The sequence below is a fragment of the Bosea sp. Tri-49 genome (assembly GCF_003952665.1).
Lineage (GTDB): Bacteria > Pseudomonadota > Alphaproteobacteria > Rhizobiales > Beijerinckiaceae > Allobosea.
This window is the reverse complement of the sequence record NZ_CP017946.1, coordinates 1878358-1902496: the sequence shown is the minus strand read 5'-3', so window position 1 is coordinate 1902496 and position 24139 is coordinate 1878358. Positions and strand designations below refer to the sequence as shown.

28 protein-coding genes are annotated in these 24139 nt (G+C 66.3%); 18 read left to right on the top strand and 10 right to left on the bottom strand.

Translation table 11 applies throughout. From position 1 onward, the window contains the following. Positions 1–1746: a methylmalonyl-CoA mutase family protein gene (locus tag BLM15_RS09440; protein WP_126112508.1), complete on the bottom strand. Its 1746-nt coding sequence runs from the start codon at positions 1744–1746 to the stop codon at positions 1–3. 209 nt (positions 1747–1955) lie between these two features. Here BLM15_RS09440 and BLM15_RS09435 point away from each other — a divergent pair, with 209 nt between their 5' ends. Next, entirely contained in the window at positions 1956–2972 is a 1017-nt protein-coding gene (locus tag BLM15_RS09435; RefSeq protein ID WP_126112507.1) for an SMP-30/gluconolactonase/LRE family protein, read from the top strand. 49 nt (positions 2973–3021) lie between these two features. Here BLM15_RS09435 and BLM15_RS09430 read toward each other — a convergent pair whose 3' ends face one another. The 7 genes from BLM15_RS09430 to BLM15_RS09400 are packed head-to-tail and all read right to left on the bottom strand — an operon-like array spanning position 3022 to position 9451. Then, a complete protein-coding gene (locus tag BLM15_RS09430; protein ID WP_126112506.1) occupies positions 3022–3819 on the bottom strand; it encodes an HpcH/HpaI aldolase family protein in 798 nt (265 codons plus the stop codon). Between the two features lie 2 nt (positions 3820–3821). Further along, positions 3822–5321 carry a tripartite tricarboxylate transporter permease gene (locus tag BLM15_RS09425; protein WP_126112505.1) on the bottom strand — a complete coding sequence of 500 codons (1500 nt, stop codon included), beginning with the start codon at positions 5319–5321 and terminating at the stop codon, positions 3822–3824. Between the two features lie 9 nt (positions 5322–5330). Further along, the gene (locus BLM15_RS09420) at positions 5331–5804 is read right to left on the bottom strand and encodes a tripartite tricarboxylate transporter TctB family protein (protein ID WP_126112504.1); all 474 of its coding nucleotides are present in this window, start codon (positions 5802–5804) and stop codon (positions 5331–5333) included. Positions 5805–5853: 49 nt separating this feature from the next. Next, positions 5854–6792, bottom strand: coding sequence for a Bug family tripartite tricarboxylate transporter substrate binding protein (locus BLM15_RS09415; RefSeq protein ID WP_126112503.1), 939 nt, complete (start codon positions 6790–6792; stop codon positions 5854–5856). 30 nt (positions 6793–6822) lie between these two features. Further along, positions 6823–7719, bottom strand: a complete 897-nt coding sequence (locus tag BLM15_RS09410; RefSeq protein WP_126112502.1) for an SMP-30/gluconolactonase/LRE family protein — start codon at positions 7717–7719, stop codon at positions 6823–6825. Between the two features lie 8 nt (positions 7720–7727). After that, entirely contained in the window at positions 7728–8456 is a 729-nt protein-coding gene (locus tag BLM15_RS09405) for an RraA family protein (protein ID WP_126112501.1), read from the bottom strand. Beyond that, positions 8453–9451 (bottom strand): 2-hydroxyacid dehydrogenase, encoded by a 999-nt coding sequence (locus BLM15_RS09400; protein ID WP_164547457.1) that lies wholly within the window; start codon positions 9449–9451, stop codon positions 8453–8455. Before BLM15_RS09400 ends, BLM15_RS09405 begins: the two co-directional genes overlap by 4 nt. A gap of 218 nt (positions 9452–9669) precedes the next feature. Here BLM15_RS09400 and BLM15_RS09395 point away from each other — a divergent pair, with 218 nt between their 5' ends. The 3 genes from BLM15_RS09395 to BLM15_RS09385 all read left to right on the top strand — a co-directional run bounded on the left by BLM15_RS09395 (position 9670) and on the right by BLM15_RS09385 (position 11900). Continuing rightward, entirely contained in the window at positions 9670–10524 is an 855-nt protein-coding gene (locus tag BLM15_RS09395) for an IclR family transcriptional regulator (protein WP_164547456.1), read from the top strand. Between the two features lie 93 nt (positions 10525–10617). After that, positions 10618–11571 (top strand): 2-hydroxyacid dehydrogenase, encoded by a 954-nt coding sequence (locus BLM15_RS09390; protein WP_126112497.1) that lies wholly within the window; start codon positions 10618–10620, stop codon positions 11569–11571. 17 nt (positions 11572–11588) lie between these two features. Further along, the gene (locus BLM15_RS09385) at positions 11589–11900 is read left to right on the top strand and encodes an NIPSNAP family protein (RefSeq protein WP_126112495.1); all 312 of its coding nucleotides are present in this window, start codon (positions 11589–11591) and stop codon (positions 11898–11900) included. Between the two features lie 57 nt (positions 11901–11957). On the opposite strand, the gene BLM15_RS09380 is transcribed toward BLM15_RS09385, so the two are convergent. After that, positions 11958–12425 (bottom strand): Lrp/AsnC family transcriptional regulator, encoded by a 468-nt coding sequence (locus BLM15_RS09380; protein WP_126112493.1) that lies wholly within the window; start codon positions 12423–12425, stop codon positions 11958–11960. On the opposite strand from BLM15_RS09380, the gene BLM15_RS09375 reads away from it, so the two are divergent. The 7 genes from BLM15_RS09375 to BLM15_RS09345 all read left to right on the top strand — a co-directional run bounded on the left by BLM15_RS09375 (position 12426) and on the right by BLM15_RS09345 (position 17629). Continuing rightward, positions 12426–12623 carry a hypothetical protein gene (locus BLM15_RS09375; RefSeq protein WP_126112491.1) on the top strand — a complete coding sequence of 66 codons (198 nt, stop codon included), beginning with the start codon at positions 12426–12428 and terminating at the stop codon, positions 12621–12623. It begins immediately after the preceding gene. A gap of 17 nt (positions 12624–12640) precedes the next feature. Beyond that, positions 12641–13660 (top strand): succinylglutamate desuccinylase/aspartoacylase family protein, encoded by a 1020-nt coding sequence (locus tag BLM15_RS09370; RefSeq protein ID WP_126112489.1) that lies wholly within the window; start codon positions 12641–12643, stop codon positions 13658–13660. A gap of 47 nt (positions 13661–13707) precedes the next feature. After that, the gene (locus BLM15_RS09365; RefSeq protein ID WP_126112487.1) at positions 13708–15003 is read left to right on the top strand and encodes an MFS transporter; all 1296 of its coding nucleotides are present in this window, start codon (positions 13708–13710) and stop codon (positions 15001–15003) included. Between the two features lie 43 nt (positions 15004–15046). Next, complete coding sequence (locus BLM15_RS09360; protein ID WP_126112485.1) at positions 15047–16111, top strand: branched-chain amino acid aminotransferase; 1065 nt, start codon at positions 15047–15049, stop codon at positions 16109–16111. A 44-nt stretch (positions 16112–16155) separates the two neighbouring features. After that, positions 16156–16902 carry an SDR family oxidoreductase gene (locus tag BLM15_RS09355; protein WP_126112483.1) on the top strand — a complete coding sequence of 249 codons (747 nt, stop codon included), beginning with the start codon at positions 16156–16158 and terminating at the stop codon, positions 16900–16902. Positions 16903–17146: 244 nt separating this feature from the next. After that, a complete protein-coding gene (locus tag BLM15_RS09350; RefSeq protein WP_092157061.1) occupies positions 17147–17395 on the top strand; it encodes a hypothetical protein in 249 nt (82 codons plus the stop codon). A gap of 9 nt (positions 17396–17404) precedes the next feature. Further along, positions 17405–17629 (top strand): hypothetical protein, encoded by a 225-nt coding sequence (locus tag BLM15_RS09345; protein ID WP_126112481.1) that lies wholly within the window; start codon positions 17405–17407, stop codon positions 17627–17629. 83 nt (positions 17630–17712) lie between these two features. Here BLM15_RS09345 and BLM15_RS09340 read toward each other — a convergent pair whose 3' ends face one another. Next, positions 17713–19038, bottom strand: coding sequence for a right-handed parallel beta-helix repeat-containing protein (locus BLM15_RS09340; RefSeq protein ID WP_164547455.1), 1326 nt, complete (start codon positions 19036–19038; stop codon positions 17713–17715). A gap of 528 nt (positions 19039–19566) precedes the next feature. On the opposite strand from BLM15_RS09340, the gene BLM15_RS09335 reads away from it, so the two are divergent. The 7 genes from BLM15_RS09335 (at position 19567) to BLM15_RS09305 (ending at position 24093) form a co-directional block, all read left to right on the top strand. Beyond that, complete coding sequence (locus BLM15_RS09335) at positions 19567–19773, top strand: hypothetical protein (RefSeq protein ID WP_126112477.1); 207 nt, start codon at positions 19567–19569, stop codon at positions 19771–19773. Between the two features lie 83 nt (positions 19774–19856). Continuing rightward, complete coding sequence (locus BLM15_RS09330; protein ID WP_126112475.1) at positions 19857–20090, top strand: hypothetical protein; 234 nt, start codon at positions 19857–19859, stop codon at positions 20088–20090. 88 nt (positions 20091–20178) lie between these two features. Continuing rightward, positions 20179–20682: a GNAT family N-acetyltransferase gene (locus BLM15_RS09325; RefSeq protein ID WP_126112473.1), complete on the top strand. Its 504-nt coding sequence runs from the start codon at positions 20179–20181 to the stop codon at positions 20680–20682. Continuing rightward, positions 20648–20914 carry a hypothetical protein gene (locus BLM15_RS09320; protein WP_126112471.1) on the top strand — a complete coding sequence of 89 codons (267 nt, stop codon included), beginning with the start codon at positions 20648–20650 and terminating at the stop codon, positions 20912–20914. Before BLM15_RS09325 ends, BLM15_RS09320 begins: the two co-directional genes overlap by 35 nt. Positions 20915–20923: 9 nt before the next feature. Next, positions 20924–21238, top strand: a complete 315-nt coding sequence (locus BLM15_RS09315) for an NIPSNAP family protein (protein WP_092157056.1) — start codon at positions 20924–20926, stop codon at positions 21236–21238. A gap of 18 nt (positions 21239–21256) precedes the next feature. Further along, the gene (locus BLM15_RS09310; RefSeq protein ID WP_126112468.1) at positions 21257–23119 is read left to right on the top strand and encodes a TRAP transporter large permease; all 1863 of its coding nucleotides are present in this window, start codon (positions 21257–21259) and stop codon (positions 23117–23119) included. Then, positions 23110–24093 carry a TRAP transporter substrate-binding protein gene (locus tag BLM15_RS09305; RefSeq protein ID WP_126112466.1) on the top strand — a complete coding sequence of 328 codons (984 nt, stop codon included), beginning with the start codon at positions 23110–23112 and terminating at the stop codon, positions 24091–24093. Before BLM15_RS09310 ends, BLM15_RS09305 begins: the two co-directional genes overlap by 10 nt. The last annotated feature ends 46 nt before the right edge of the window (positions 24094–24139 follow it).

Sequence of the window (24139 nt, the reverse complement as noted above, 5' to 3'; positions counted from 1 at the left end):
TCAGAATTCAGTCGAGGGTGAGAAATGGCCGAAGATGTCGCGCCAGATCTCGACGATCTCGCCGACGGTGGCATAGGCGCGCACCGCTTCGAGCACGGAAGGCGTGACATTGGCGCCGGACGCCGTCGCCTCGCGCACCGCCGCCAGCGCGGTGCTGACGCGGGCTTCGTCGCGTTCGGCGCGCACGCGCTGCAGCCGCGCCACCTGGTCGACCGCGGCGCCCGGATCGATGCGGAAGGCGGTGTTGGCGACATCGGGCTTCTGCGGCCGCTGGTTGACCGTGACCCAGGGCCGCTGGCCGCTGTCGATCGCCTTCTGCCGGCGCACCGCGCCCTCGGTCATCAGGCGCCGGCCAATGCCGTCGCGAATGACGGCGAGGGCGCCGCCCTTCTCCTCGATCATGCCGAGCGCATCGAGGATCTGACGCTCGACGCCATGGGTCAGGCTCTCGACATAATAGGAGCCGCCGAGTGGATCGACGGTGTCGGCGAAGCCGTGCTCGCTGGCGATCACCTGCTGGGTCCGCAGCGCCACTTTCAGTGACTGCTCGCCGGGCGTCGAGACCGCCTCGTCATAGGAGGCGATGTAGACGTAAGAAGCGCCGCCCAGCACATAGGCAAGCGTGCCGAAGGCGATGCGCGAGATGTTGTTGAGCGGCTCCTGCAGCGACTCCTGGCCATGGCCGTAGACGGTGAGGCGCAGAGCCATCGCAGCCGGCAGGGTCGCGCCGTAGCGCTCGCGCATGCGCCGCGCCCAGATCCGCCGCAGGGCACGCAGATTGGCGACGCTGACGAAGAAGTCGTGCCGCTCGTCGGCGAACATGTGCAGCAGCGGCGCGACCTCGTCGATCGAATGGCCGCGCGCCAGGAGATCGTCGAGATAGTAATGGGCGTTGGCGAGCGCGATCGCGGTGCCGAGGCTCGAGCCGGCGCCGCCGGCATTGATGTGGTTGACGCAGACCGTCATCGGCGACCAGTTCGGCGCATTGTCGATGCACCATTCGACCGCGTCGCAGGCGAGCTTGGCCGCCGGTTCCGCCGGCAGGATCTGGGTGCCGCGGGCGATGTATTCCTTGAGCGGGTCGTTCTGCAGGTTGACGACGTAGTTCGCCCAGGGAATGCCCTGCTTCTCGCCGAGCGCCGCGAACAGCGCCAATACGATCGGGCCGATCGAATTGCCGAGCGTGCCGACGCGCTTGATGCTGTCGAGCGGGATGCCGTCGAAGAGCCGCTCCATATCGGCGAGCGAGCTGATCGCTACGCCGACCTGGCCGACCTCGGCCGTCGCCATGGCGTGGTCTGAATCGTAGCCGCACTGGGTCGGCAGGTCCAAGGCGACGAGGATCTGCTCGGCGCCCCAGTCGATCAGGGTGCGGAAGCGCTGGTTGCAGCGCTCAGCCTCACCGAAGCCGGAATAGGCCGAGACGACGAAGGGCTCGCCCCGGTTCATCGCGCCGCGATCGCCGCGGGTGAAGGGGAATTCGCCGGGGAAGCCGAGATCGGCGGCATGGTCGAAGCCGATCGCGTCGAGGTCGGCCGGAGTGTAGAGCGGCTTCACCTCGAGGCCGCAATCGGTGACGAAATTGCGCCGCCGTTCGGCCCGGGCCGCATCCGGCGCGAAGGTTTCGCGCCGCCAGCGCGCTTCTTCGGCGACCAGATCGACCGCTGCGCCGCTAATCTGCCCGGCGGACTCGTCCGGCATTTCCACGTCCAGGTCACGTCGGCGGCTGGCCAGCATTCTCGTCATGACGTTCTCCCGCAAGGCGTCGTCGCCGGCGCTGCCGCGCCGCGAGCGAAACTCCCCGGTGTTCCCCCCTGTGAAAGCTGCTCATTGCGCTAACAATGACGTTCACTATTGCTGTATCAGCGATATTGATATCATAGTAAAGCAGAAAACGCGACAAAGAGCGTGTAAGATTGTTGGAAACGCAACGACTCGACGGGAGGATGAAGGCCATGGACATCTCGCGACGGCATCTGCTGGCCGGTTCCGGCGTAATCGCAGCGAATGGATGGGTGCAGGCGGCCGGTGCCGAGTGGCAGCAGAGCCCACGCTATCCGGATCCGGCGGTACAGGCGCTCGATCCGAGCTTTTCCAAGTACATGGTCTTCTTCGCAGCGGTGGAGCGCATCGCGACCGGCGAGACCCGCTACACCGAAGGCCCGATCTGGTTTGGCGACGGGCGCTTCCTGCTCTGGACCGACATCCCCAACAACCGCATCCTGAAATGGGAGGAAGAGACCGGCGCGGTCAGCATCTTCCGGCGGCCGGCGAACTACGCCAATGGGCTGACGCGGGACCGGCAGGGCCGGCTGATCGCCGCCGAGCACGGGCGGCGCGTCACCCGCACCGAGCACGACGGCAGCGTCACCGTGCTGATCGACAGCCATGACGGCAAGAAGCTGAACTCGCCCAACGACGTCGTCGTCGCCTCGGATGGCGCGATCTGGTTCACCGATCCGCCCTTCGGCATCTCCGGCCACTATTCCGGTGACAAGGCGACGCCTGAGCTGCCCAACAACGTCTACAGGCTCGATCCTTCGGGCAAGGCGAGCGTCGTCGCCAGCGATGTCACCGCACCCAACGGCCTCTGCTTCTCGCCGGGCGAGAAGAAGCTCTATGTTGTCGACTCTTTCTCGAAGCCGGTCAGCATCCGCGTCTACGACGTGGTCGATGGCGGAACGAAACTCGCCAAAGGCTCGATCTTCTTCACCTGCGGGGAGGGCGAGGCGCCCGACGGCATCCGCTGCGATGTCGACGGCAATCTCTGGTGCGCCTATGGCGCGGTCAAGGAAGGCATGGACGGCGTGCTGGTGCTGTCGCCCGAAGGCAAGCGCATCGGCCGCATCGCCCTGCCGGAGCGGGCGGCCAATCTCTGTTTCGGCGGGACTAAACGGAACCGGCTCTTCATGGTCACCGGCCGCGGCGTCTACTCGCTCTACGTCAACACGCAGGGCATCGCTGGCGGCTGAGCGGGAGCCATGCCGGTGGAATCTCCGCCGCGACGCCTCGCTGCGGCTGCTAGTCGAGCAGGCTGTGCGCCGCCCGCGCCCGCTGCTGGGCGGCACCGAGCAGGAAGTTGAGATCAGCCCCGATCGAGACGAAGCGGGCGCCCATCGCGGCATAGGTCTTCATCAGGTCGGGACGTGCTGCGAGCCCGCCGAGCCCGGCATGCTTGCCGGCGCGCCGACAGGCCGCAATCACCTTCGAGATCGCCGCATGCAGGCGCGGATGGTCGAACTCGCCGGGATTGCCGAGATCTGCGGCAAGATCGACCGCGCCAATGAAGGCGACATCGACGCCCTCGACCGCGACGATCTCTTCGACCCCAGCGACGCCATCGCCTGACTCGATCATCACGATCACCATCGTCAGCGCGTTGACGAAGGCCATCGCCTCGGCGTTCGGATAGCTGCGGAAGCGGGTCAGCGGCGACAGGCTGGCGACGCCGCGCGAGCCCAGCGGCGCGAACTTGGCGGCATCGACGATCGCCCGTGCCTCCTCGGCCGAGCGGACATGCGGGGCGATGATGCCCATCGCGCCGCCCTCGAAGGCGCGGGCGATGTGCTCGGATTGGTTCGCCGGCAATCGTACCAGCGGCGTGATGCCCATCTCGAGCGCCGCGAGGCAGATCTGCCCGGTCGTCTCGACGCCGAACATCGCATGCTCGAGATCGACATAGATCGAGTCGAGCCCGGCGGTGGCAGCGATGCGCGCGATCTCGACGCCGCGCACCAGCCGCACCGCCATGGTCGCTGCGATCTCTTCGCGCGTCAGCCGTTCCTTGACGCGATTGCGTGGCAGGTCGGTGATATCCATGGTCACTCCTGGAAGGCTTCGGCGCGCTTCTTCTGCAGCGAGGGCAGCAGCACGAGGACGAGGAGCAGGGCGGCGAGCGCCAGCATGGTCGCACTGATCGGCCGCTGCAGGAAAACCATTGGATCGCTGCGCGAGAGCAGCAGGGCCCGCCTGAGATATTCCTCCATCATCGGGCCGATGATGAAGCCGAGCAGCATCGGCGCCGGCTCCATGCCGAGTTTGGCGCAGAGGTAGCCGAACAGCCCGAAGCCGACCATCAGCAGGATGTCGAAGCTGCTGTTGCTCAGGCTGAACACGCCGATGGCGCAGAACACCAGGATGGTCGGGAAGAGATAGTAGTAAGGCACCATGATCATGCGCGCCCACAGGCCGATCAGCGGCAGGTTGAGCAGGACCAGGAAGACGTTGCCGATCCACATCGAGGCGACGATGCCCCAGAACAGGGCGGGCTGCTCGGTCAGCACAGCCGGACCCGGCTGGATGCCCTGGATCACCATGGCGCCGACCATCAGCGCCATCACCGGGTTCGAAGGGATGCCGAGCGTCAGCATCGGCACGAAGGAGGTCTGTGCGCCGGCATTGTTGGCCGCTTCCGGCGCCGCCACGCCCTCGATCGCGCCCTTGCCGAATTGCGCGCGGTTGGGCGAGACCTTCTTCTCCAGCGCATAGGCGGCGAAGGAGGCGAGCATGGCGCCGCCGCCCGGCAGGATGCCGAGCGCCGAGCCGAGGAAAGTGCCGCGCAGCACCGGCGCGACGATGCGCTTGAGATCCGCCCGCGTCGGCATCAGCCCGCCGATCTTGCGCGAGATGATCGAGCGCGCCTCGCCCTGTTCGAGATTGTGGACGATCTCGCCGAGGCCGAAGACGCCCATCGCCACCACGACGAAGTTCACGCCGTCATAAAGCTGCGGCATGCCGAAGGTGAAGCGCGGGATGCCGGAATTGACGTCGAGGCCGATCAGCCCGAGCAGCAGGCCGAGCAGGATCATGCCGACCGCCTTCAGCACCGAGCCATTGGCCAGCACCACCGAGGCGACGAGGCCGAGCACCATCAGCGAGAAGTATTCGGCCGGGCCGAAGGTCAACGCCACGACAGCGAGTGGAGGAGCGAACAGCGCCAATAGCAGCGTCGCAGCGCAGCCGGCGAAGAAGGAGCCGAGCGCCGCCGTCGCCAGCGCCTTGCCGGCCTCGCCATTGCGGGCCATCGCGTAGCCGTCGAGCGCCGTGACGATCGAGGAGGATTCGCCGGGCAGATTGACCAGGATCGCCGTGGTCGAGCCGCCATATTGGGCACCGTAATAGATGCCGGACAGCATGATCAGCGAGGTCACCGGCGGCAGCGCGAAGGTCGTCGGGAGTAACATCGCGATGGTCGCGAGCGGCCCCAGCCCCGGCAGCACACCGACGGCGGTGCCGAGGATCGTGCCGATCAGGCAATAGAACAGGTTGGTCAGGGTGAAGGCGGTCGAGAAGCCGAGCGCGAGATTGTCGAAGAGCTCCATGGCGCCGCCTCAGAAGCCGAGCCAGGGGCCGAAGGCCGGGATCGGCAGCCCGAGCAGCGTGACGAAGGTGAGCACGCTGAAGGCAGAGAGGCCGATCGCCAGCGCAAGGAAGGGCCAGAGCCGGAATTGCTCGCTGGCCAGGCCCGAGATCATCACCAGCAGCACGGTCGAGGCCGCGAGGCCAAGCCCCTCGACGGTGACGCCGAACAGGCCGCTGGCGACGAGGACGAGCGCAGCCTTGCGCCAGGCGAGGCCCGTCACCGCCTCACCCGACGACAGGAACGCCTGGACGACCAGGACGAGGCCGATGACGGCGAGCACGCCGCCCAGCGCGGTCGGGAAATAGCCGGGCCCCATGCGCCCGGCATGGCCCATCGCATAGCCGCGGGCCAGCGCCATCGCCAGCAGGCCAAAGCCGATGAAGATCAGGCCGGACCAGAGATCCTTGCTGCCGGCGATGCGCCCGGGCGCTTTGCTGCTCATGTCATTGTGTCTCGATGTCGAAAACTCGGGCGCCGGGCAGGCCTACGCCTCACTCGGCGCGGATGCCGTTCGCCTTCAGCCAGGGCAGCCAGCGCGCGAAATCGGCGTCGAGCCGCGCTTTGAAGGCGGCGGTGTCCTGCGGATCGGTCAGCCCGTTATCGGCGAGCTTGGCCGCGATCTGCGGCTGCTTGACCACCTTGGCGATGGCCTCGGCGATCTTCTGCTTCTGCGCCGGAGAAGCGCCCTTCGGGATCAGCACGCCGTACCAGTTGGTCAGCATCAGGTCCGGCATGCCGGCCTCGGTCGCGCTCGGGATCTCGGGCAGCAGGGTCGAGCGCTTGGTGTCGAAGATGACAAGGCCCTTGAGCCGGCCGTCCTTGACGTATTGGCGCAGGATAGGGACGTCGGCATTGACGAGGTCGACCGAGCCGGCGATCAGGTCGGTCAGCGCCGGCGCGGCGCCGCGATAGGCGATCTGCTCCATCGCGACCTTGGCCGATTTGGCGAGGAGCTCGGCGCCGAGATGCATGGTGCCGCCGCTGCCGGTCGAGCCGTAGTTCAGCTTGGTGCCCTTAGCCTTCTCGACCAGGCCCTTGAGATCGTTGACGCCGAGCGAGGGGCGCACCGCGATCATCGTCTGCACCTCGCCGAGCAGATAGACCGGCTCGATGTCCTTCTGTGGATCGTAGGGCACGCTAGCCATCGTGCCGGCGCTCAGCACCAGCGCTGAGGTGGTCAGCAGGAGGGTGTGCCCGTCCGCCTTCTCGCGGGTCGCTGCGGCGGTGCCGATCGTGCCACCGGCCCCGCCGCGGTTCTCGACGATAACGGTGCCGCCGAGCTCCTTGCCGAGATCGGGGGCGATGATCCGCGCGAACAGGTCGGTCGGCCCGCCGGCCGCGAACGGGACAAGCAACTTGATGGTTTCGGCCGCCTTGGCCGGCGTCGCCAGGATTGCGGCGAGCGCGACGGCCTTGATGATCCGATGCATGGTTCGTCCTCCCAGATTGTATTTTTTGCTTCAGCCGGCGAAGCGCGGCTCGGGCAGGCCGCGTACGCCGACATCGAGCGCCAGCAGGGCGCCAGCGAGCGGCTCGACCGCGAGCGTCTCCGGCGCCAGGCGCTGCGAGTGGCTGGTGATGTAGAGCGTGGCGAGGTCCTTGCCGCCGAAGACCGGGCAGGTCGGATTGGTCACCGGCAGCTGGATGATCCGGTCGACGCTGCCGTCCGGCGCCTGGCGCACGAGATGGCCGGTCGCAACCATGCAGGTCCAAAGATAGCCTTCCACGTCGACGGTCGCGCCGTCGGGCCGGCCGAGCTGGTGCGTCCAGTCGGCGAAGACGCGCCGGTTGCTGATCGTGCCTGCGTCCAGATCGTAGTCGAAGGCGAAGCTCGTCTGGTTGTGCGTATCGGCGAAGTACATCGTGCCGCCATCCGGGCTCCAGGCGATCGAGTTCGGCAGCACGAAGCCGTCATGCATCGCCCGGCAGCCATGGTCGGCATCGAGCCGGTAGAGTACGCCGACCGGAACGCGGTTGTGGTCGTGCATGCTGCCGACCCAGAAGCGTCCGCGTGGATCGCAGCGCCCGTCATTGAGCCGCATACCGGGGACGTCGCCGACCGGATCGGCGATCCGCCTGGGCGGCTCGCTCGTCGCGGGATCGTAGACATAGATGCCGCTATTGGTGCCCATGACGAAACCGCCGGCCTCACGCGGCGCGATCGAGCCGATCATCAGGTCGGCCTGCAGCCGGCGGGCCTCGTGCTTATCGGTGGCCGGGTCATAGAATTGCAGCGCGGGCCGGCGCACATCAACCCACCACAGCCGGTTCGTCCGCTCGCACCAGCGCGGCGTCTCGCCGAGGATGTCGGCGCTCTGCACGACGCAACGGATCTCGACGTCGTCTTCCACGTTCATGGTCGGCCTCATTTGTACTTGGTCGCGGCGAGCGTCTTCAGGTCGATGCCGGCGGCGATGTCGCTCTTCTGCCGGTTGTCGCCGGCGTCGATCTTCTCGGCCTCGCGCAGCACGGCTTCCGCATCGGCAAAGGGCACGAAGACGATACCGGCCTCGTCCGCGGCCACGAGGTCACCAGCGTCGACCGAGACCCCGGCAATGCGGACGCGGCCGTTGATCTCGACCGTTTCCAGCCGCCATTTGCCGGTGATCGGCGTGACGCCGCGCGACCAGATCGGGAAATGGCGCTCGCGCGACGAATCGGGATCGCGGAACGAGCCGTCGATGACGGCGCCGACACAGCCGGCGCGATGGGCGACGGCGGCCGACTGGCCGCCCATGTTCGACAGTCCGGTCAGGCCCTCGATCACCACGACGTCGCCGGGCTCGGCCTGATTGTAAGCCTCGTGCTCGCCCATCTTGCCGACCCGGCTCGCGGCGGCGGCGGTCGCGCTCTGCGGCCGCTCGACATTGCGCACGGTGACGGCCTGGCCGACGACGCGGCCGTTCGCCAGCGTCGGCGCCAGCGTCGAGGCCGGGATCGCGCCGAACAAGCCGAGATTGTCCATCGCATCGGAGACCGCGCTGGTCAGGTCGGAGAGCGCGCCATAGCGCTGCAGCAGATCGGGCGACAGGCGCGGCAATCCGGTCCGCCGGATGGCTTCAGGCGGCACGCGGCCAGTCAAGGGCTTGGTCATGGAAAGGCGCCTGCGGAAGCTGGAGGAAGCCCGGCCGGAACGATGATGTCGGCGGGCGAAAGCGGCTCGCCGCGCGCGAAGCGGGCGATGTTGTCGAGCACATGCCCGGCGATATTGGGGATGTTGTCGAAGACGCTGCCGGCCGAATGGGGCGTCACCACCACCTGGTCGAGCGCGAGCAGCGGGTGATCGGCCGCGACCGGTTCGGTCGCGAAGGTGTCGAGCCCGGCGCCGGCGAGCCGCCCGCTCAGCAGCGCCTCGTGGAGCGCGGCTTCGTCGATCAGGCCGCCACGGGCGGTGTTGATCAGCACCGCACCTTGGCGCATCCGCGCGAACGCAGCCGCATTCATGATCCCGCGGCTCTGCTCGGTCAGCGGCAGATGCAGGCTGAGGATGTCGCTCTGTTCGAGCAGCGTGTCGAAGGGCACATAGCGGGCGCCGAACCCGCGCTCGGTCACGGCGTCGGCGCGCCGGACGTCATGATAGAGGATCTCGGCATCGAAGCCGCGCAGCCGGTGCGCCAGCAGGCGCGCGATATTGCCGAAGCCGAGCAGCCCCACCGTCTTGCCGGTAATCTGCCGGCAGACGACGCGCAATTGCCCCGGCTGCCAGATGCCGGCCCGTATTTGGCGATCGGCAAGCGGCAGGCGGCGATAGACCGCGAGCATCAGGGCGAGCGCATGCTCCGCTACCGGGCCCGCGCTGGCGCCGGCGGTGATCGCAACCGGAATGCCGCGCGCTCGTGCGGCGTCGAGATCGATCTTGTCGACGCCGATGCCCCATTTCTGGATCAGCCGGACCTTCTCGCTGCCGGCGATCAGGCCAGCGTCGACCGGCGAGCCGGCCGAGACGATGGCCTCGGCAGTCCGCACTAATGCGAGCTGCTCCTGGCGCGCCTCGCTGTCCGCGAAATGCAGATGCTGATCCGCATGGGCGCAGGCGGCGATCGCCGCGCGCACCTCTGGCATCACCGGCGTCAGAAAGGCGATCTCCACCCCGTCCATCCTTCTCGGTTGGCCGGGATGCTGTCCTACAATAAGCGCTTCGTCAATGATCCCGTATTATGAGATTTTTTAAGATAAACGTGAGTTTCGCTCATAACGCTTTGGAAAAGCGCGGGTTTCGTTTCGCTTGGCAAAGCGAAAGAGCTCTGCTAGCTCTCAAATGAGAGAATTGATCTCGTATTATGGGATTTGAAGTGAAGAGGCGGGATGTGTCGAACGAGGCCTTCCTGGTCGAGACGATCGAGGATGTCGCCGAACCTGGCGATGGCGCCGCGAAGGAGGGCGAGTCGCTGCTGAGCAGCCTCGGCCGGGCCTTGAGCGTGCTCGACATGTTCTCGTTGTCGACACCGCTGGTGGCGGTCGAGGAGATCATCGCCCAGCTCGGCTGCAGCCGCTCGACCGCCTATCGCTACCTGAAGGAGCTCAGCGATGTCGGCCTGCTCAGCCCGGCCTCGAACGGCAGCTATGGCCTGGGCGCGCGCATCATCGAGCTGGAGCGGCTGGTCGCGCTCACCGATCCGCTCTACCGGGCGGGGCAGGAGGTGCTGCACGGGCAGCCTTGCGACAACAGCGCGCTGCTGCTGCACAGCCTCTATGGCGACAAGGTGCTCTGCATCTTCAAGGAAGGGCCGGACGCGCTGGAGCATGACGGCAAGCGCGTCATCATCCGCCGGGCTCGCGGGCTGCCTTTCCCGCTGTTTCAGGGCGCTGCCTCGCTGGCCTTGCTGCCCTATCTCTCGGCTCATCGCATCCGTGAGATCTATTTGCGCAGCCCCGCCGAGATCGCTTCGGCCGGGCTTGGCGATAGCTGGGACCAGTTCCGCCGCGCCATGGCGACGATCCGGCGCGCCGGCTACGCCACCAGCCATGGCCGCATCACGCCCTATCTCAGTGGCGTCGCGGTGCCGATCCTGCCGCCCGACGGCTCGCGCGTCGTCGGCAGTCTCGCCCGCACGATACCGACCGCGGCGCTCTCTGCCGAAACCGAGGCACGCGCGGCCGCCGAGTTGACCGAACTCGGGCAGCGAATCGCAGAGCGGTATCTCGCTCTGCTGCGCGCCTGAGGCCGCTTTCGCCGCGGCACGCCGAGGGCAGGGCACTGACTGCCCGTGCCGGTGCGCAGCGGACGCTTTTCCGATGTCGAGGCGCGACACACCATGCCCAGTCCAACACCCCGCCTTCTCGAAATCGGCCCGCTGCCGCCGGGGCTGACCAAAGCGGCGCGCGAGCGCTTCGCCGTGCACCCACTCTGGCAGGAGGCCGATCCGCCCGGCTTTATCGCCAGCCATCATGGGGCTTTCGCGGGGGCGGTGACCATGGCGCGTCATGCCTGCACCGCCGAGCTGTTTGCGGCGATTCCCGGCGGAGTGGTCGCGTCGTTCGGCGTCGGCACCGAAAAACTCGATCTGGAGGCGGCCGCCCGGTTCGGCGTTCAGGTCGCGATTACGCCGGATGTCCTCAATGATTGCGTTGCCGATGCGGCGCTCGGATTGATCCTGGCAACCACGCGGCAACTTGTGAACGCCGACCGGTTCGTGCGCGAAGGGCGGTGGAAGGCAGGTGCCTTTCCGCTGGCGACACAGGCCACGGGCAAGCGCCTCGGCATCGTCGGGCTCGGCAAGATCGGTCGCGAGATCGCGCGCCGCGCCGCAGGATTTCGCATGGACATCCGCTATTTCGGTCGGCGCCGGCAGGCCGATGTGCCTTATGGCTTCGCCCCCGACCTCGTCGAGCTGGCGCGCTGGGCCGATATCCTCGTTCTGTCCTGCAGCGGCGGCCCGGCGACGCGGCATCTCGTCTCGACCCCTGTCTTGGAGGCGCTCGGGCCGGGCGGTTTCCTGATCAATGTCGCCCGCGGCAGCGTCGTCGACGAAGTGGCTCTGACCGACGCCTTGGCGGCGGGCCGCATCGCCGGTGCGGGCCTCGATGTCTATGCCGACGAGCCGAATGTGCCGGCAGAGCTCCTCGCCAGCGACAGGGTGGTCCTGCTGCCGCACATCGCCGCGAGCACGCATGAGACACGGCGCGCCATGGAAGAGCTGGTCATCGCCAATCTCGACGCCTTCTTCGCGACCGGCGCCGTCCTGACACCCCCCGATCCATCCGCCTGAGCAGGGTTACCGCCGTCATGATCATCGAGCACCGGACGTATGTCGTCGAACACGGACGGACCGACGAGTATCTCGAGCGCTATCGGCAGCAGGGGTTGCCGCTCCAGCAGAAATATCTCGGGCGTTTGCTCGGAATCTTTGTCAGCGAGATCGGGCGGCTCAACGAGGTCCTCTATATCTGGGTCTATGACAGCCTCGCCGATCGCGAGGAGCGCCGGGCGAAGCTCGACGCCGATCCCGCGTGGCACGAGTTCCGGCGCGGCAACCGCGGCACCTTCGTCCAGCAGGACGTCAAAATCATGCGCTACGCCGCGTTCAGCCCGCGATGATGTCTGCCGGCGTCAGCCTGGCCGCGCGCCGCGATGGACTCTCGGGGCAGGGCGGAATTACCTGCCCTGGGCCAATTCCCTCAAGGCGAAGCGTGACCTGACGCGCTTGACGCCCGGCAGCTGGGTGAGGTGGCGGTTGCTGAGCTGCTCGAAGGCGGCGAGGCTTTCGGTGTAGATTTCCAGCATGTAATCCCAGCCGCCCGAGGTGATGTAGCAGCGGGCGACCTCCGGAATGGTCGCGGCCGCCTTCTCGAAATCGTCCATCGCCTGCGCGGCGGTCGATTTCAGCTGGATCTCCGAGAACGCCATGACGCTCAGGCCGAGCAGCGTCCGATCGAGGCGCGCCTCATAGCCGACGATCACCCCGGTTCGCTCCAGCTCTTTGACGCGGCGCAGGCAAGGCGCCGGCGATAGGCCGATCTGTTCCGCCAGCCGGATGTTCGAAATGCGCGCATCGCGCTTCAGCGCCTCGACGATTTTCAGGTCGAGCGCATCGAGCGTGACGGGCTGTCTGAAGCGGGACATGTGACCGAGTCTTTCAGCAAGGCGTCTGCCGAATCCGAAGTTGCCGGGTTCGGCAATTTTTCTTCCGAGATCGATCAATATCAAAAAGAATATTGCTCAATCGTGAAGTCAATCTCGTTCATGGCCGTTGTTGTTGCGCGCCGAAAGGCCGAGGCTTTTCCGCAACGACGCCGCGTTCAGCGCGTGCGGCAAGGATAATCAATCGGGGGAATGCAATGAGCCGGAAGTCGTTGATTTCCTCGTCGATCCCGTTCGACGAGGAGGGCGTCCATCGCGGCTATCTGCGGATGCCGCACTCAGTCCATGATTCCGCCTATGGCCATATCCCGATCCCGGTGGCGGTCGCCAAGCGCGGCACTGGACCGACCGTGCTGCTCACCGGCGGCGTCCATGGCGACGAGTATGAGGGCCCGCTCTTCCTCTATGACCTGATGCGACGTCTCGAAGAGCTCGATCTCTCCGGCCGGATCATCATCGTCCCGTCGGTCAACCATCCGGCCTATCTGGCGGCCACGCGCGTCTCGCCGCTCGACCAGATCAACCTGAACCGGTCCTTCCCCGGCAGCCGCGACGGCTCGCCGACGCAGGTCATCGCCCACTACGTCTCGACCGTGCTGTTGCCGATGACCGATTACGCCATCGACATGCATGCCGGCGGCTCCTCGCTGCAATACCTGTCGACCCTGTTCGCGCCGAGCTGGGAGGATCCGCAGAAGAAGGCTGCGATTGCCAGCCTGGTCGAGGCCTTCGCGCCGCCGCGCGTCGCCTATTTCGACAGCCTGACGGCACTCGACGGCGAGGACCGTGTCTTCGGCAACGTCGCCGACCGGAATGGCTGCCATTTCCTCACTGGCGAGTTCGGCGGCGGCTCCACCGTCAATCTCGATGGCAAGTTGGTCGCCGAGCACGGCGTTCTCGGCGTCCTCCGTCATATCGGTGTCTTGCCGCGTCAGACCGTGGCGACGCCGCCGGCGAAAATCCGCCAGCTCGACATTGCTTCGCCCGGTCTCTTCGCCTTCTCGCCGGTGGCCGGGATCTTCGAGCCGGCCTTCCGGCTCGGCGACGAAGTACCTGCTGGCGGTCTCGCCGGCCTGATCCATGATCCGTCGACGCCGTGGAATGATCCGCTGAAGGTGCATTTCAAGGAAGGCGGCCTGGCGCTCTGCATCCGCACCTTCGCCAAGGTGAAGCCGGGCGACTGCCTCGGCCATCTCGGGCGCGACGTCACGCCCTGACCGGCGACCAATCCAACAATTCCAAGAACCGACAAGAGGGTAGCGGCATGTCGAACGGATCGGGGCAGAGCAAGCAGAGCAAGGGAGCGGCCATCGGCGCTGCCGTCGCCGGAACGGTTTTCGAGTATTACGATTTTGCCGTCTATGGCTTCCTCGCGATCTACATCGCCAAGGTCTTCTTCCCGACTGGCGATGCGTTGACCTCGCTCCTGCTCACGGTCGCGACCTTCGGCGTCGGCTTCTTCATGCGTCCGGTCGGTGCGATCGTGCTCGGTGGCTATGCCGACCGGGCCGGCCGCAAGGCCGGGCTGACACTGACGATCAGCCTGATGGCGCTCGGCACCGGCATCATCGCGCTGGCACCTTCCTATGAGACGATCGGTGTCGCTGCGCCGCTCCTGATCGTCGTCGGCCGGCTGCTGCAGGGCTTCTCCGGCGGCGGCGAGCTCGGCAGCGCGACCGCCTTCCTGCTCGAACATGCCGGCGAGAGCCAGCGCGGCCGCATTGGCAGCCTGCAGCAGGTTAGCCAGGCCGGCTCGCTGCTGCTCGGCTCGCTCGTCAGCGCCGCCTTCGCCGCGATGCTGACCCAGGAGCAGATGATCGCCTGGGGCTGGCGCATCCCGTTCCTGATCGGCTTGCTGATCGTCCCGATTGGCCTGTATCTGCGCGCCAACGTCAAGGAAGGCGAGACCTTCGCCAAGCGCGAAAACCCGTCGCAGCAGCCGATCAGGGATGTGGTCTCGCTGCATGGCGGCAAGATCGCCGCCGGCTTCGGTGTGACCATCGCCTGGACGGTCTGCACCTACTGCCTGCTGATCTATATGCCGACCTTCTCGATGCGCGAGCTCGGACTGCTGCCGGCGCAGTCGCTGCTCGCCAATGCGCTCGGCCTCGTCGCCGTCTGTGTCTTCGCCTATCTGTCCGGTACGCTCTCCGACAAGGTTGGCCGTCGCCCGCCGATGATCCTGGCGGCTGCCGCCATCGCGGCCTCCGCCTATTTCGCCTTCGCCTATCTGACGGCTGCGCCTTCGCTGGAGCGCCTCATCCTCGTCCAGCTCGTCATGGGCGCGCTGGTCGGGATCTATACCGGGCCGGCGCCTTCTCTCATGGGCGAGATGTTCCCGGTCGAGGTCCGCTCCTCCGGCTTCTCGATCGCCTACAACTTCGCGGTCACGATCTTCGGCGGCTTCGCCCCGTTCATCTCGACCTGGCTGATCGCCTCGACCGGCTCGAAGCTCGCCCCGGCGATCTACGTGATGATCGCGACCGTGATCAGCATCGCAGCCCTCACCTTGTTGCGAACGACGCCGGCGACGGCGGACGCGGCCCCAGCGCGGGCTTGAGCCCGCTTCCGAACCGCCTTCCGCAGCACACGGACAGACGATCATGACGCTTGCGATCACCAGGACGACCGCGCCCAAGCCCATCCCCGAGGATGTCGCCGGCACGTTCGGCACCTACTTCACCGACCATATGTTCCTCATGGATTTTAATGAGGCGAGGGGGTGGCACGATCGGCGCATCGTGCCCTTCGGCCCGATCCCGATCCATCCCTGCTGCTCGGCAATCCAGTACGGCCAGTCGATCTTCGACGGCCACAAGGCCTATCGCTGCGAGGACGGCGTCGTCCGCCTGTTCCGGCCGCATGCGCATATCGAGCGCATCAACAAGTCGACGGCCCGCCTGTGCATGCCCGCCGTCGATCCGCAGGACGTGCTCGATGCGATGGTCGCGCTCGTCGGGCTCGACCGCGACTGGGTTCCGCAACGGCCCGGCCAGGCGCTCTACATCCGCGAAACCATGATCGGAACGGAAGGTTTCATGGCCGTTCGTCCGGCCAAGCAATACACCTTCATGATTTTCCTCTCGCCGGTTGGCGCCTACTATGCGGAAGGCGCCGATCCGGTGAAGATCCTGGTCTCCGACACCTATGTGCGGGCGGCGCGCGGTGGCATCGGGGCGGCCAAGGCGGCCGCCAATTACGGCGCCAGCCTGCTGGCCTCGGAGGAGGCGAAGGCGCAGGGCCACACCCAGGTGCTGTGGCTCGATTCGACGCATCGCCGCTTCATCGAGGAAGTCGGCACCATGAACGTCATGATGAGGATCGGGGGCGAGATCGTCACGCCGCCATTGAGCGACTCGATCCTGCCCGGCGTCACCCGCTACACGGCGCTCGACCTGCTGCGCCACTGGGGCGAGCGGGTGAGCGAGTGCGACATCGCGATCGATGACCTCATCGCCGGCATCGAGGACGGCTCCGTCTCGGAGATGTGGGGGATCGGCACGGCGGCCGTCGTCTCGCCGATCGGGGCGCTGACCTACCGTGGCAAGACGGTCAAAGTCGCCGATGGCAAGACCGGGCCGGTCACCGCCAAGCTCTACCGGGAGATCACCATGCTCCATACCCAGGCCGGCCGCGATCCTTACGGCTGGCGTGTCGATGTGCCTTAAGGGTAGGAGGGCAGTCCGCGACTTCTATCCCGCCGAGGACTGTGATGAAGCTGGCAGGTAAGACGGCCCTGGTGACGGGCGCCGGCAAGGGCCTCGGGCTCGAAATCGCCCGCGGCCTTGCCGAGAATGGCGCCCATGTCGTGCTGCACGGACGAAAGCCGGCGGAGCTCAAGGAAGCAAAGCGCGCTCTGGAAGTTGTCGGGGCCGGCGTTTCCGTGCTCGTCGCGGACTTGGCGGACGAGGCTTCGACCGCTGCAGCCTGCCATGAACTGGTCGAGAGCAGAGGCAGCATCGATTTCCTGGTCAACAATGCCGGCGCGCGCGACCGCCGGCCACTCGATCAGCTCGATCGCGCCGCCTTCCGGGCACTGCTGGAGGTCAACCTGATCGCGCCGTTCGATCTGGTGCGGCAGCTTGCGCCGCATATGCCCGATGGCGGCCGGATCGTGAACATCACCTCGATCGCCGGGCAGATCGCCCGCGCCGGCGACCCCGGCTATATCGCGACCAAGGGCGGGCTGGATGCGCTGACCAGGGCGCTCGCCGCAGAACTTGGGCACCGCGCGATTACCGTCAACGCCGTTGCGCCGGGCTTCTTCGCGACCGAGGCCAATGCGGCGCTGGTCGCGGACAAAGCCATCGCCGAACGGCTGTCGCATCGCACCTCGCTTGGACGCTGGGGTGTGCCGAAGGAGCTGGTGGGCGCGGTCGTGTTCCTCTGTTCGCCCGAGGCTTCGTTCATCACCGGTGTCACCCTGCCGGTCGATGGCGGCTATCTCGCTCATTTCTAGCTGGCCCGGCGTCGGAGCATCGTTCCAGGCTCTCGGCGCAATCGTGGCCAGATTGCGTCAGGCGGCGGGTAGCAAAACTGCGTTCCAATCTGCTATGGATTCAGGAGGAATTGCGGTGATCTGCCTGCCGATCTGGCCGTTCACCATGGATATTCTCGTAGAGGCGCGCGAAAACCGTACTGATCGCTCCAAGGCCCCGCACGCGGTGCTGGACATATTTCCGCCGCAAGACAGGAGAAATGCCATGCTCAAGATCGCCATCGCCGCAGCAGGGTTCGCTGCTCTCAGCCTCGCGGCGGCTCCGGCCTTCGCCCAGGGCAAGAAGGGCAAGGACGAGTTCCTCGGCGTCGACCTCGACACCGGCCGGACCTATTACGATGGTCGCAACGACGGCAAGTACTGCCTCTACAAGACGGTGCGGGTGTTCAACCGCTATACCGGATACTACGAACACCGGCGCGTGCGTCGCTGTGGCCGTGGCCTCTACATGTGAGGGGCTGATATGACCCGTACCGCGAAGTTCATCGTCGCTCTCGGTTTTGCATCCGCAGCAGCGGCTTGTGGCCCGACCGTCGTCGCCGATCCCAACGGCCGTCTCATCAACACCGGGCTGGTGCAGGACGGCGACTGCCTGACACGTACTGTCATGGTCTATGACCGCGAGCTCGGTTACGAGCGCGCGGTCGAGCAGCAATTCTGCGGCGGGCGCCCCCGTATCGCGCGCTGATCATCACGCTTTGATCCTTGCGCAGGCCTCGCCACGGCTGTGGCGAGGCCTGTACTTTTGCTAGGTTATAGTGACCTGCGAACTCAGATCGGAGTTGCCCCGAGGTCGATGCGGCCAACGTTCGAACTGAACAGAGCGGTGATATGCGTGACACCGATCGCGCGGGCCACCCAAAGCCCGAAGTTTCCTGAAGCCGGCGCTATCGGAGCATGCAGCGCATAGGCCATCGAGTAGAATGTGCCGCTGTCCAAGGTACAGGCGACATAGGCGCCGTAACTTTCCAATCCGGCTCCGCTGTCTGAAACACCCGTGATGCTCTGGACATAGTTGCCGCCGACACTGCCGAAAACGGCTGTTGCTGGGGTGCTGCCGGCTAGCAGTATACCGCGATGCCCGCAGTCGATGACCTGATTCCCCCGAATGTTCAGCCCTGCAACGGCCGCGGCGCTAATTCCCGCAGCGGCCTCATGACCAGAAGTGCCTTTCCAGCCGAATTGGTAGATCTGATTGTCGGTGATCAGAACTTGTGTCGCCGCCGGCGCTGCAGCCCCTTCGCCCGATACAAAGATGCCCCAACCGCTCCGTAGATCCGGTGTCCGGAACTGGCCACGAAGGCGGTTGCCTCGAACAACGCATTCGGCTGGAGGCAGGTATGTTCCCGATGCGTCAGTGAGCGTCAGGTAAATGCCGTCGCGGCATTCCTGGACGTCATTGTCGACGATATGAAGTTTACGAGCACCATGTGTATCGATGCCATGCCAAGTCTTGACGCCTCGGATCCGATTGTTGGTGATCCAGATGCGCTCGGGAATTGGATACGTTGTGGTGCTGCCGCTGGAACGTGTAACTGTGATGCCGTAGGCATTCTCCACGCCGGCCGCGCCGAGTGCGGAACAGCCTTCCGGGCGAAGTCCGTCAACCGTGTTTGAATCGATATGGGCATCCAACGCCGAGACTAAAGCGATTCCGAAATAGGTGCAGTCCCTGATTGTCACGCCGCGGATGCTGACGGAACGCAGAAACTCGCCCCTGACGCCGCCCTCGAGGAACTGGCTGACAATGAACGGCCCCTCAACGATGACGTCCTGAACCGGGGCCGCTGCGCTTGCGCCGGCGATGAGGAAGGCATTGCTGCCACTCACATACGCATTGGTTGAGCGTGGCCCAGTGATCGTGGTTCGAGCTTGCGCACGCAGAGATGCTGCCGCCGAGACCGAGAATCCGGGGCCGTTATGGGTGACATTGTATTGCCCTCCACCGAACCATAAAGTAATCGCTTTGTTGACATTGATGGTGGTGGAAAGTGTGTAAGTCGTGCCGGGGAGATAAAGAATATCCCCTGCTGCTGCAGCGTTGATGTCAGCTTGAATCGCAGCAGACGTCGTGCCAGTTACGGTGGTGATTGCCATATCTGCTCCTTGACGAGATATAATGTTGGGTAGCAATTTTCGGAGATGGTGCCTGCGCACGGCTTGAAACGACAGTTTCGGCCATCTTGGTTCCGCCAGCGGGAGGGCTTGTCCATCGCTTCCAGATCGCCAGGGCCGTCGGCCGGAATCGTCTCGATCAAGGCGCACGGGTGCTTGGGCACTGGTCGTCATGCGAGGCGGTCGGGACTGCGATCGTTGGGAGATGGTATGATGGGTCCTCCTGCTTGCGTCACCGAACTATGGGGCAGCCTGAGGCACCGGGGATTGATTGCTGCTCTATCCCCGCGGCGAGCGGATATGCCCGAAGCTCCTGTGCATTGAACGGCCGCCAGACCGGTGAAAGGCGAGTTGGGATGGGTCATTCGACTGCCCGGCGAGCGCAGGCAAGAAGCCGGGGGCAGCGTTAGCCGGTAGGGAGGATCCGTCCGATGCGGCGCTTCTTGGAAACGTGCAAAGTCTGAGAGTATGTAGAGCCGCTGAAGCAATGGAATGTTTCGGAGAGAGTCTGTGCCCAAACTCTGCAAGTTCACCTCGCCCAGCGACGGCAAGCCCGTCTACGTCAATCCCGACCAGGTCAGCGTCGTCTACACCTTCAAGGGCCTGCCGCCCGATACCATCATCGCCTTCCGCAAGGACTTCCAGCTCGGTGTGAAGGAAAGCCTGGAAGAGACTGTCAGGATTCTCGAAAGCGCTGCCGAGGACACAGGGCGCTGATGAGGTAAGCCGGCGCACCTGTCTCCCCATCACCGCCGGATTATCGCCCCAAAGCAGCCATGCGGCGCTTCCATCCTCGCGCCATGAGGATCATCGCCGCATCAGCACTCACCCTGGCTCTCAGCGCCTGCGCGAGCACGCCGGACCCGATCGTCGAGGACCGCTCGCGCTGCGACGCCTATGGCTTCCAGCGCGGCACCGACGCCTACGCGAATTGCGTCATGACGCAGGACCGCGATCGTGAGCGTCGTTACGACCGCCAGGCGGGGCAGCGACCCTCCCGCCCCGAACGACCTTACAGTTCCGAAGAGGAATAGCTGCCCGCCCGGGGGCGCCTGAGGTCCATGCGGGGGTAGCCTCGGCTCCTGCCTGATTCATGCCGCGTCAGACTGTTCAGTCAGGTCCATGATCCATGCTTCGCAGCTTGAGACGGTCCGGCTCATCGTCAGGCCGTTCGTTGCCGCTGATGCGCTCTTGCTCGTCGCCCTCTTCGCCGACCCCGACGTCCATCGCTTCGTCGATGACGGACAGCCGCTCGCGCCGGATGTCGCAGCGCTCTGGGTCGAGCGCTCAGCGGCCAATCTCGAACGCTTCGGCTATGGCACCGGCGCCGTGGTCGAGCGGGCCAGCGGCGAGCTGATCGGTTGGGCTGGCTTCGCGCGGCCCGAAGATGGCTCCGAGGAGCTGATCTACGGCCTTCGGCGCGCGAGCTGGGGCAGGGGTCTGGGCAAGGAACTGCTCGCCGGCCTCGTCGCCTCTGCCGAAGAGCGCGGCATCGCGCCGATCAGGGCAACGGTAGATCCCGCGAACGGTGCCTCGGTGCACTTGTTGCTGCAGGCGGGATTCGCGTTGGCTAAGCAGGGCTATCGCGGCGATGCCGGTAGCGATCTATATCTGCGTGGTGGCTGAGCGGTCCGATCTAAAAAACAAGATATTGCTCTTCCTGCATCGGATCGCGGTCCATTCTTCTCCGCCCCGGCTCCTGAATGCGGTTCTATTTGCCGCAGATCTGCTGATGGCCCAAGCAGCCCGCCGCCGTGCATCGATTGCGGCCAAGGCCGGAGCCGTGCCGGTTGGGCTTTGGCGCGAAGACGGCTATCTGATCGCAAGGCCGCAGCGCGGCTTCGCCATGTTGCCATGAGGGGTTTGGATGATCCTCGACGAGCGCACCTACGCTATCAAGCCCGCGCATGTGCGCGACTATCTCGACCTCTACGTCGCCGAGGGGATGGAGCTGCAGATCTCCCATCTCGGCCATCTGATCGGCTGGTTCACCACCGATAGCGGCGTGGTCAACGAGGTCGTGCACATGTGGCGCTTCGAGGACGCCGGTGATCGCGAGCGCCGGCGCGCCGCGATGGAGGCCGATCCGCGCTGGCAGGTCTTCCGCGCCAAGGCGGCCCCTTACGTGCTCGAGATGCGCAGCCGGATCCTCAGGCCGACGCACTTCTCGCCGCTACGCTAGCTGATGTCGGGCGCTGCCATGGCCGCTGCGCCGACCCAGCCATCCGCCCAGCCGCGGGAGGCACGCGGGCTCGCTCTGCTCGTGGCTGGCCTCGAATGGCTGGGCGCGGCGATCCTCACGCTGCTCTTCCTCGTGGTGATGGCGGCGGTCACGCGCCGCTATCTGTTCGGCGATGGCCTTGTCTGGTCGGACGAACTCGCGATCTGGCTCAATGTCGCGCTGGTCGCGGTCGGCGCGCCGCTCGCGGCGACGAGCGCGCTCGCGATGCGGCTCGATGTCGTCGCCAACCTCCTGCCGCCCAATGGGCGGCGCATCGCCGCCGTCCTGGCCGAGGCGATCGCCGTCCATGGCGCGCTGGTGCTGGCGCTCGGCGGCGCCAGCGTCGCGGCGCTGGTTGGCGGCACCTCGACCGTGCTCGGCCTGCCGGAGAGCCTACGCTTTGCCGTCTTCGCTATCGGCGGCGGGCTGACGCTCGTCGTCGTGCTCTGGCGCGCGGCGCTGAACCTATCCTGGCCCGCGGCACTCGCGGCACTGCTGCTCGGCGCCGGCCTCTACGCCCTGGCGCAGAGCGCGACCGGGCTCTTCGTCGGAACACCGAGCCTCGTCGCCGGGCTTGCTGCCGGGGCAGGGCTCCTGCTCGGCGCGCCGCTGCCCTTCGCGTTGCTTGCCGGCGTCTCGCTCTCGGGCGCCTTCGGCGGCCTGCTCCCGGAGCCGGCCATCGTCCAGAACACGGTCGCCGGCGTCTCGAAATTCCTGCTGCTGGCGATTCCGTTCTTCCTGCTCGCCGGCGAGTTGCTGACCGCGGGTGGCCTTGCCGAGCGGCTGGTGCGCTTCGCTGCGGCGCTGGTCGGGCATTTCCGGGCCGGGCTGGCGCAGACCGCGCTGGTCGCGAGCGTGCTGTTCTCCGGCGCCTCCGGATCCTCGGTCGCCAACGCCGCCTTCGGCGCCAAGGTGATGGCGCCGGCGCTGGTTGCGCGCGGCTATCCGCCAGCCAATGCCGCTGCGATCGTCGCCGGCGTCTCGATGCTCGACAACATCATCCCGCCCTCGATCGCCTTCCTGATCCTGGCGGCTGCGACAAATCTCTCGGTCGGCTCGCTGCTGGTCGGCGGTTTCGTTGCGGGAGCGGTGCTGACTTTGGCGCTCGCCATCGGCATTCATCTCAGTGTCCGCGGTGTCGTCGATTCCGCGCCCCGTGCCAGCGGTGCGGAGCGGGCGCGCTCCTTTGTCGGCGCGCTCCCGGCGATCGGGCTCGGCATCGTCGTCGTAGTCGGCATCCGCTTCGGCGTGGTCACGGTGACGGAAGCCTCGGCGCTCGCGGTCGCCTACGCCCTCGTCGCCTGCCTGCTCCTGCGCAGCCTGAACGGCGGCACCGTGCTGGCCTCCTTGCGCAAGGCGGCGGGGGAGGCAGCGGCGGTCGGGCTGCTGATCGGCGCTTCCGCACCTTTCGCCTTCCTGCTCGCCGTCGACCGCGTCTCTGAGCAGATGGCCGGGTTGGTGACGGCGCTCGGCGGCGGGCCGCTGGCGGTGATGCTGCTCTCCAATCTCGTCCTGCTTATCGCCGGCCTCTTCCTCGACATCGGCGCGGCGATCCTCCTGCTGGCGCCGCTGCTGCTGCCAGCCGCCATCGCCGCCGGCCTCGACCCGATCCAGTTCGGCGTCGTGCTGGTGGTCAACCTGATGATCCATGGGCTGACGCCGCCGCTCGGCATCCTCGTCTATGTCGTGAGCGGCATCATGCGATTGTCGCCGGCCGCGGTGTTCCGCGCGGTGCTGCCCTTGCTGGCGAGCCTTCTCGTCGCGCTCTTCATCCTCTGCCTTGCGGTGGCGGCCTGGCCGTCGCTACCTGTTGCCTTCAAGGAGTTGTTCCGATGGCTTTGACCCGCCGCGCCTTCGCTGCCGCCTCGCTCGCGGCACCGGCCGTTCTTACGAGCCGCGCCTTTGCCGCTGGCCGGCCGGTGACGGTTGCCTCTCTGCTCGGCGAGGACAAGCCGGAGACCCGGATCTGGCGCCGCGTCACCGAGAAGCTGTCGCAGACTGCGCCCGGCCGCTTTGACCTGCGCGTCGTGCCCAATGCCGCGCTCGGTGGCGAGAAGGAGGTGGCCGAGGGCCTGCGGCTGGGCTCGGTCCAGGCCTCGCTGTTCACGATCTCGGCGCTGTCGTCCTGGGTGCCGGACGGGCAGATCCTCGATCTGCCTTTCCTCTTCCGCGACCGCGGACATCTGAAGCGCGTGCTCGCCGGGCCACTCGGCGAAGAGCTGAAGCGCAAATACGAGGCGCAAGGCTTCGTCGTGCTCGGCTTCATCAATTACGGCGCCCGCCATCTCCTCGCCAAGGAGCCGCTAACCACGCCGGCCAGCGTCAAGGGCAAGCGCATCCGCGTTATCCAGAGCCCGCTGCACACCGAACTCTGGTCCGGCTTCGGCGCCCATCCGACGCCGATCCCGATCCCGGAGACCTACAACGCGCTGAAGACCGGGGTGGTCGACTGCATGGATCTGACGAAGTCGGCCTATGTCGGCTTCAAGCTGCACGAGGTCGTGCCTTATCTGATCGAGACCGGCCATATCTGGGCGGCCGGCGTGGTGGCGGTTTCCGCCACCTTCTGGAAGGGCCTCTCCGCCGAGGACAAGGCGGCGTTCTCCGCTGCGGCCGCCGAAGGGGCGGGCTATTTCGACGAGCTCATCGTCGCCGACGAGGACGCCTCGATGGCCAAGGCGAAGGCCGAGGGCGGCAAGGTCGTGCAGCCGGAAGATCGCGCCGGCTGGGAGGCCGGCGCGCGCAAGGTCTGGACCTCCTTCGCGCCGAAGCTCGGCGGCATCGAGAAGATCGAGGCGATCGCCAGCAGCACCTGAGGCCGTCGCCGCTTGAATTCGTCTCGCCTGTACAGGAGTGTCGTCC